An 890-nucleotide genomic window follows, 5' to 3' on the forward strand; every position below is an offset into this window, starting at 1 on the left:
ATCATATGCGGCGCGCCGATGCAGACCTCGACCACTTCGAGGCCGCGCTGGATGTCGCCCTTGGCGTCGGCGATGGTCTTGCCGTGTTCGCGCGCCAGGATGTCGGCCAGTTCGTCATAGTCGCGGGCGACCAGTTCGAGGAATTTCATCAGCACGCGCACGCGGCGCTGCGGATTGGTGGCCGCCCATGCGGGCTGCGCGGCCTTGGCATTTTCGACCGCCGCGCGCAGTTCCGCCTGCGAGGCCAGCGCCACGGTGCCGCGCACCGAGCCGTCCATCGGCTGCATGACGTCCTGCTTGCGCCCGCTGGTGCCGGCGACACGCTTGCCGCCGATGAAATGACCGTAGTCGATCATGATTTCTCTCCCTTGTTTGTGATGGCGCATTGTCCGCCTTTGTGGTGGCGAAGGCAACGCGAGGGAGAACGCAACCGTTGTGCGGAAAATAGATAACGGTGGGTGCCTGTGCATCAATTGTCGCAAATGGTAGGGTGAGTTTGTCATCGCTGGAATCGTTAAGTTGAGTTCCCTCACACGCCCCTCCGTCCTGTCGGACCACGCCCTTGAACTGGGATGACGTGCGCATCTTCCTCGCCGTGGCGCGCGCCGGCCAGATCCTTGGCGCCGCGCGGCGGCTGGAGCTCAACCATGCCACCGTCTCGCGCCGCATCGCGGCCCTGGAGGAAGCACTGAGGACAAAACTCTTCCGCCGCCTGACCACCGGCAGCGAGCTGACGCCGGCAGGCGAGCGCTTCCTCGACATCGCCGAGCGCATGGAAGGCGACATGATCGCCGCCCGCTCGACCATATCGGGCGAAGGCGACGACGTGTCCGGAACCGTGCGCATCGGTGCACCCGACGGCTTCGGCTTGGCCGAGCGCAGAAGAGATG

At 65.1% G+C, this 890-nt stretch carries 2 protein-coding genes; one reads left to right on the forward strand and one right to left on the reverse strand.

The genetic code is table 11. The annotated features are described in order from the left end of the window. On the reverse strand, nucleotides 1–356 hold a 356-nt coding region (locus EOA36_RS36260; RefSeq protein WP_127281304.1), incomplete at its 3' end, for an aldehyde dehydrogenase family protein. A gap of 206 nt (nucleotides 357–562) precedes the next feature. Between EOA36_RS36260 and EOA36_RS36265 the strand changes: the two genes are divergently transcribed. Further along, on the forward strand, nucleotides 563–890 hold a 328-nt coding region (locus EOA36_RS36265; protein ID WP_145969545.1), incomplete at its 3' end, for a LysR family transcriptional regulator.

It is taken from the genome of Mesorhizobium sp. M8A.F.Ca.ET.021.01.1.1 (assembly GCF_003998025.1).
Lineage (GTDB): Bacteria > Pseudomonadota > Alphaproteobacteria > Rhizobiales > Rhizobiaceae > Mesorhizobium.